General features: G+C 63.5%; 7 protein-coding genes. 5 read left to right on the top strand and 2 right to left on the bottom strand.

Features of this window, described 5'->3' with window-relative positions:
* From ACILRA_RS18435 to ispG, 3 genes are all read left to right on the top strand, one after another.
* Nucleotides 1-601 (top strand): ATP-binding cassette domain-containing protein (locus ACILRA_RS18435; protein ID WP_395663525.1); only part of this gene is annotated, 601 nt, incomplete at its 5' end.
* A gap of 5 nt (nt 602-606) precedes the next feature.
* The gene (locus ACILRA_RS18440) at nt 607-1,407 is read left to right on the top strand and encodes a metal ABC transporter permease (RefSeq protein WP_395663526.1); all 801 of its coding nucleotides are present in this window, start codon (nt 607-609) and stop codon (nt 1,405-1,407) included.
* Between the two features lie 6 nt (nt 1,408-1,413).
* Entirely contained in the window at nt 1,414-2,637 is a 1,224-nt protein-coding gene (ispG, locus tag ACILRA_RS18445) for a flavodoxin-dependent (E)-4-hydroxy-3-methylbut-2-enyl-diphosphate synthase (RefSeq protein ID WP_395663527.1), read from the top strand.
* Between the two features lie 49 nt (nt 2,638-2,686).
* Here ispG and ACILRA_RS18450 read toward each other — a convergent pair whose 3' ends face one another.
* Complete coding sequence (locus ACILRA_RS18450) at nt 2,687-3,565, bottom strand: polyprenyl synthetase family protein (protein WP_395663528.1); 879 nt, start codon at nt 3,563-3,565, stop codon at nt 2,687-2,689.
* Between the two features lie 39 nt (nt 3,566-3,604).
* On the opposite strand from ACILRA_RS18450, the gene mtgA reads away from it, so the two are divergent.
* Together mtgA and rpmF are read left to right on the top strand one after the other, a co-directional pair.
* Nucleotides 3,605-4,357 carry a monofunctional biosynthetic peptidoglycan transglycosylase gene (gene mtgA / locus ACILRA_RS18455; RefSeq protein WP_395663529.1) on the top strand — a complete coding sequence of 251 codons (753 nt, stop codon included), beginning with the start codon at nt 3,605-3,607 and terminating at the stop codon, nt 4,355-4,357.
* A gap of 70 nt (nt 4,358-4,427) precedes the next feature.
* Nucleotides 4,428-4,613 (top strand): 50S ribosomal protein L32, encoded by a 186-nt coding sequence (rpmF, locus tag ACILRA_RS18460; protein ID WP_395663530.1) that lies wholly within the window; start codon nt 4,428-4,430, stop codon nt 4,611-4,613.
* A 126-nt stretch (nt 4,614-4,739) separates the two neighbouring features.
* On the opposite strand, the gene ACILRA_RS18465 is transcribed toward rpmF, so the two are convergent.
* Nucleotides 4,740-6,257: a DUF1254 domain-containing protein gene (locus ACILRA_RS18465; protein ID WP_395663531.1), complete on the bottom strand. Its 1,518-nt coding sequence runs from the start codon at nt 6,255-6,257 to the stop codon at nt 4,740-4,742.
* Nucleotides 6,258-6,267: the final 10 nt, after the last annotated feature.

Genomic DNA, 6,267 nt, shown 5'->3' on the forward strand with positions numbered 1-6,267 from the left:
TCAGCCGCTCACCTCGGGCGAGATCATCCGTTCGAAGGGGCTGCGCGTGGGCTATGTGCCGCAGCGGTTTCCGCAAACGCTCAACGTCCCGCTCGATGTGCGCCGCCTCCTGTCGCTGACGCTGAACCCCGCGGAGGACGAGATCGACGCGGCCCTCTCCGAAACCGGCATTCCCCATCTGAAGGATGCCAGCGTTTCCAGGCTTTCGGGCGGCGAGCTGCAGCGCGCGCTGCTGGCCCGCGCGCTTCTGAGGAAGCCGGAACTTCTGGTGCTGGATGAGCCCGTCCAGGCGGTGGACTTCATGGGCGAGGCACGCATGTACGAACTGATTTCCAAGGTGCGCAGGTCGCATGGCTGCGGCATTCTCATGGTCAGCCATGATCTCCACATGGTCATGGCGGAGAGCGATCACGTCGTCTGCCTCAACGGGCATGTCTGCTGTGAGGGAGGCCCTGCCACCGTGCAGCAGGACCCGGAATTCGCCAAGCTCTTCGGGCCGTCGGCCGCGCGCATGATCGCGGCCTACACCCACCACCACGATCATGACCACGACAGCCACGATCACCATCACCACGATCATGACCATCCGCACCGGCACTGACCCTCGTGTTTGAGATCCTCTCCGAGCCGTTCTTCCAGCGTGCCCTTCTGGCGGGCCTGGCGATTGCATCCGTGGCTGGCCCCGTGGGCTGCTTCATCGTCTGGCGCCGCATGGCCTATTTCGGCGAGACGCTGGCGCATTCGGGCCTCTTCGGCGTGGGCCTCGGGTTGCTTCTGGGCTTCAGCCTGACCCTCGGCGCGGTCACCTCCGGCATCGCCGTGGCGCTTCTCCTGATGCTGCTCAAGCGCCAGCGCGTCCTTGCCACGGATACGCTGCTGGGCATCCTGTCCCACTCCTTCCTGGCCTTGGGGATCGTCACCGTGGGCCTCGTCACGGGTGCTGCGGGAGATCACATGGACCTGCTCTTCGGCGATATCCTCACCGTGACCTGGGCGGATGTCGCGATCGTCTGGGCGGGCGGGGCAGCCGTTCTGCTGATTCTCGGCCTCCTGTGGCGTGACCTCATCGCAATGTCGGTGCATGAGGAGCTCGCCGCGGCCGAGGGCGTCAGGACCAGGCGGGTGGAACTGGGCTTCGTCCTGCTGATCGCGCTCATGACCGCGATTTCGATGAAGATCGTGGGCCTGCTTCTCATTACCGCCCTTCTGGTCATCCCGGCGGCCGCTGCGCGCCGGCTTGCCGGCAGTCCGGAGGCCATGGCGCTGGCCGCCGCTGGCCTTGCCTGTATTGCGGTGGTTTCGGGGCTTTTGCTGTCGGCCTTCGCCAACGCCATCACGGGCCCGGCGATCGTGCTGTCGGCGGGTCTTCTCTTCGTCTTGACCTTGCTTCGTCCTCAGGCCAACTAGTCACCCATGAGCTATTCAGCAATCAGGAACCGCCGGACATCGATCCCCGTGAAGGTGGGCCACGTCACCGTCGGCGGCGGTGCCCCCATCGTCGTCCAGTCCATGACCAACACCGACACGGCGGATGCCGAAGGCACCGCGCAGCAGACGGCGGCACTCGCCCGTGCGGGTTCGGAAGTCGTGCGAATAACGGTCGACCGCGAGGAATCGGCCAGGGCCGTCCCCCATATCCGGGAGAAGCTCGACCGGATGGGCGTCAATGTGCCCCTGGTCGGCGATTTCCACTACAACGGCCATACGCTGCTGAATGATCACCCGGCCTGCGCGGAGGCACTCGCCAAGTACCGGATCAACCCCGGCAATGTGGGTTTCCGCGAGAAAAAGGACCGCAACTTCTCGATGATGGTGGAGACCGCCATCAAATTCGACCGCCCGGTCAGGATCGGCGTCAACTGGGGCTCGCTCGACCAGTCGCTCTTGACCGAGCTCATGGACCAGAACGCAACCTCCGCCGAACCGAAGGATGTGCGCGAGGTGATGCATGAGGCGGTCGTCCAGTCCGGCCTCATGTCTGCTGAACGCGCGGTGGAACTGGGCCTTCCGAGGGACAAGATCCTGATTTCCGCCAAGTGCTCAGAGGTCCAGGACCTGATCGCCGTCTACCGCTCCCTGGCTTCGCGCTGCGATTACGCGCTCCACCTCGGCCTTACCGAGGCGGGCATGGGGTCGAAGGGCATCGTGGCCTCCACGGCAGCGCTTGCCGTCTTGCTGCAGGAAGGGATTGGCGACACGATCCGTATTTCGCTGACGCCTGAGCCCGGCGGCGACCGCACGCGCGAGGTGCTCGTGGCGCAGGAAATTCTCCAGACCATGGGCATCCGCAACTTCGCCCCGATGGTCATCGCCTGCCCGGGTTGTGGCCGCACCACCTCAACAACCTTCCAGGAACTGGCGCAGGACATCCAGTCCTATGTCCGCAACCGCATGCCGGACTGGCAGCGGGACTATCCCGGCTTCGAGACGCTGCAACTTGCCGTCATGGGCTGCATCGTCAACGGGCCCGGCGAATCGAAGCACGCTGACATCGGCATTTCGCTTCCGGGCACGGGCGAACTTCCGGCAGCCCCAATCTTCATCGACGGCAAGAAGGCAATGACGCTCAGGGGCGAGAACCTCTCCGCCCAGTTCAAGGACATCGTCGAGGATTATGTGAAGAACAGGTGGGGCTGATGTCTTTATCCCGCTCCTTCAGCGGGAGAGGATGCCGGGCAAGCTGCTATCACTTGCGCCTTTCCACGATGAACCGTGCCGCCTCGTTCAGCACCGCCGCCCTGTCGCCATAGACGGCAAGGCTTGCAGTCGCCTCGTCCACCAGTGCTGCTGCACGCGCCTTGGCTTCGGTCATGCCCAGCAGGTCCACGAAGGTCGCCTTGCCCATGCCCTTGTCCTTCTGGGTCGCCTTGCCGAGCGCGTCAGGAGTTGATTCGACATCCAGAATGTCGTCGGCGATCTGGAAGGCCAGCCCGATCTTTTCGGCATAGCGCAGAAGGGGGGCAGGATCCGCCCCGCCCAGGATGGCGCCCGCCTCGCAGGCATGGCGGAACAGGGCGCCCGTCTTTAGCGACTGGATCAGCACGATGTCGGAGAGACCTGCGCCAGTGCGGGTTTCCGCCTCGATGTCGAGCGCCTGCCCGCCAACCATGCCAGCCACGCCCGCAGCCTTGGCGAGGCTCGCGACCAGCTTCAGCCGTACCCCGGGGTCCGGATGCGTTTCCGGGCCGGACAGGATGTCAAAGGCGTAGGTGAGCAGGGCGTCCCCTGCGAGGATGGCGGTCGCCTCGTCGAAGGCCTTGTGCGCCGTGGGCTTGCCGCGCCTGAGGTCGTCGTCGTCCATGGCGGGCAGGTCGTCGTGCACCAGCGAGTAACAGTGCACGCATTCGAGTGCTGCGCCGGTCCTGAGGGCCTGCTGGCGCGGAACCGCGAACAGAGCCGCCGATTCGACCACCAGAAACGGCCGCAGCCGCTTTCCCTGGCCCAGCGCCGCATAGCGCATCGCCGCGGTCACCCGCGGGGCGGGGAATGCATCCGGCGGCAGCAACTGGTCGAGCAGGGTATCGATTTCGGCGGCCGTGGCGCCAAGGGCTTGCTGGAAGGACAAGGCGGAATTCCTGTGGTATGGCCGCTTCTGATTAGGGTCATGACCGAAGAAACTCAACCAGCAACGCTTTCCTGCGCAACACCTGGCCAGATTCCCGGGACGCGCCACAAGCCTTGGGCGCGCGTTCTGCGCTGGGGCCTCTATCTCCTGGCCTTTCTTGCAGCCTGGCCGGTTGTCATGACGCTGGTCTATGCGATTGTGCCGCCGCCCGTCTCCAACATCATGCTTCTGCGGGCGCTCGGTGGTGCGGGCATCGAGAAGCAGTGGGTGGACCTCGAAGATATCTCCCCCAACCTGCCGCGCGCGGTCATCGCTTCCGAGGATGCCCGGTTCTGCGAGCACCGCGGTGTCGACTGGCGGGAATTCCAGGGCGTCATCGAGGACGCCCTCGAGAAGGACGAGGGCCCCGTCCGCGGCGCCTCGACCATTCCCATGCAGGCGGCCAAGAATCTGTTCCTCTGGGACGGCCGCTTCGCAATCCGCAAGCTGATCGAGCTGCCGCTGGCCATGTGGATGGACTTTGTCTGGTCCAAGCGCCGGATGATCGAGATCTACCTTAACGTCGTGGAATGGGCGCCGGGCGTCTACGGGGCAGAGGCGGCGGCCCAGCATCATTTCGGCAAGTCCTCGAAAAACCTGACAAAAAAGCAAGCGGCCTTGTTGGCGGCGGTGCTTCCAAACCCGATCAAGCGCAATGCCGGGAAGCCGTCCAGGGGTGTTCGGCGCATTGCCGACCGGATTCTGCTCAGGATGCGTGGCATGGAGCCCTATCTTGCTTGCCTTGCCCCCTAGTCTTTGTTAGAAGCCGCGCCAACTGAAGGGCGTGGGCCGTTCTCCGCGCCCCTTCTTTATGGAGTTTCAAATGGCCGTTCCACGCAAGAAAATGTCCAAGAGCCGTATCGGCATGCGCCGTTCCGGCCACCATGAGCAGACCGTGACTTGGGTCGAGGACAAGAAGTCGGGCGAGCTCCGCCGCCCCCACCACATCGACCTGAAGACCGGCCTCTACAAGGGCCGCCAGGTTCTGGACGTGAAGACCGAAAACTAAGCCAGTTTTCCGTTGTCGCATTCAAAGCCAGCCCCCAGGGCTGGCTTTTTGCGTTTTCCCGGCCGGGAAATGACAAAAAACCCCGGGCTTCCGCACCGGGGTTTTTCTGCATCGTCTCGGGCGGGGCTACTTCACCAGCGTGATTTCGCCCGGCCGCCAGGTCTTGTCGAACCACGGCTCCAGCGGGCCGTAGAGCCGCAGGATCATGAACCAGCCCTTGCCGGGAATGGTCTGGACCCAGTTGCTTTCCATGCCTTCCGGTGCCGATGGGCCGAAAAACACGTCGACCGAGCCGTCGGTGTTGATTTTGACATCCTTGTTCTGGCTTGAAACGCTGGGCGCGGCCTGGTCGGTCTGCAGCATGGACCGTGTCTGGTTGTCATAGACGATCACCGACCAGAAATCCTTGACGGGAATTCCCTTGGGCAGCGTCAGCCGGTAGGTCTTGCCGCCGTCGAACGGCTTGCCGTCGGCATCCAGCGCAGCCCAGGGATATTGCGATCCCCGCCCTACCATCTTCTCTTCCATCGCGGGCGTCACACCCGTGGCGAAGAAGTAATAGAACGCCGCCCCGTCGAGGTTGGACACGCCCGGCTGAGACTGGAACTTGTAGCCCCCGAAGAACGGCAGCCGCCAGTGGCTGTTGCTGTCAGGGTAGATGTAGGCCTCCCGGCTGCGGATGTTGAAGGCCAGCGAGCGGGCCGTCACCGCGCCGATGTTTGCTGCATCCGTGAGGATTGCCTTCATCCGGTCATCGGGCGCGAAGGGCTTGCCCTTCTCGATCCCGATCGAGGCGAACAGGCCGAGCGTGGTCGGGTCTGATCCTTCGGGTGGCTCTTCCTGGATCACCTTGTTCAGAAGTTCCCAGAACGAATAGTCGGTGGGCATGACGAAATTGGCCGGCACGCCGGAGGCGTTCACCAGGGTGACCGGCGGCGGATTATCTTTTTGCGAGAGTGGATAGATCTTGAGGTGGTTTCTGACACTTTCAACCGCCGGCCCGGTTTTCCCGTCCACCAGAAAGGAGCGGAAGACCGTCCACATGCCGTAGGTCGTCGGGCGTACCACGAAGTAACCCTCCGGCACCTCGCCCGTGTAGCCGGGCGGCAGGATCAGGTATTTACCGCCCTCGCCCTTGTCGGGGCCGGTGATGCCGACATCGACCACCCATTTGTACCAGAAGTCGTTGATCGTGCCGAGAACCTTGGGCGGAATCTCGACGACCAGCGGGCCGTCCTTCGTGTCGTTCCAGATGAAACTGTAGATCGTGTTGTCATTTGCCGTCAGTTCCACCGTGCGCGGGTCGACGAGATTTTCCCAGATCACGTCCGTCCTGTTCACCGGGCCGAACTTCAGCAGCGAGTCGCGCATTCCGGCCTGGTTCACGATCGGCACCGCCAAAAGATAAGCCTGCAGCGCGCGAGAACGGTCTAGGTTGTCCCAGATTTTCGCGGTCGTTTCAGCCGTGGGAAAGCCGTCATTCAGCCTCAAGGTTCCGATTGACGTCTCGAGGGTGTCCGGCGTCGCCACGCCGGGTGCGATCTCGGTCGTCATCTTGTAGGTTTTTGCCTCGGCGGGTGCAGCAAGCGCACCGATCGCGGCCGCCATCAGCAAGTGCAAGGCAAGCGTCAGATTTCTTGTCATTCCGTTACCC

It is taken from the genome of Aestuariivirga sp. (assembly GCF_044239095.1).
In the GTDB taxonomy this organism is placed as follows: domain Bacteria; phylum Pseudomonadota; class Alphaproteobacteria; order Rhizobiales; family Aestuariivirgaceae; genus Aestuariivirga.

What these genes read in the sequence shown, in the direction of transcription:
- ispG (WP_395663527.1), top strand. Translation starts at nt 1,414, where the DNA reads ATGAGCTATTCAGCAATCAGGAACCGCCGGACATCGATCCCCGTGAAG.
- mtgA (WP_395663529.1), top strand. Translation starts at nt 3,605, where the DNA reads ATGACCGAAGAAACTCAACCAGCAACGCTTTCCTGCGCAACACCTGGC.
- rpmF (WP_395663530.1), top strand. Translation starts at nt 4,428, where the DNA reads ATGGCCGTTCCACGCAAGAAAATGTCCAAGAGCCGTATCGGCATGCGC.
- ACILRA_RS18465 (WP_395663531.1), bottom strand. Translation starts at nt 6,257, where the DNA reads ATGACAAGAAATCTGACGCTTGCCTTGCACTTGCTGATGGCGGCCGCG.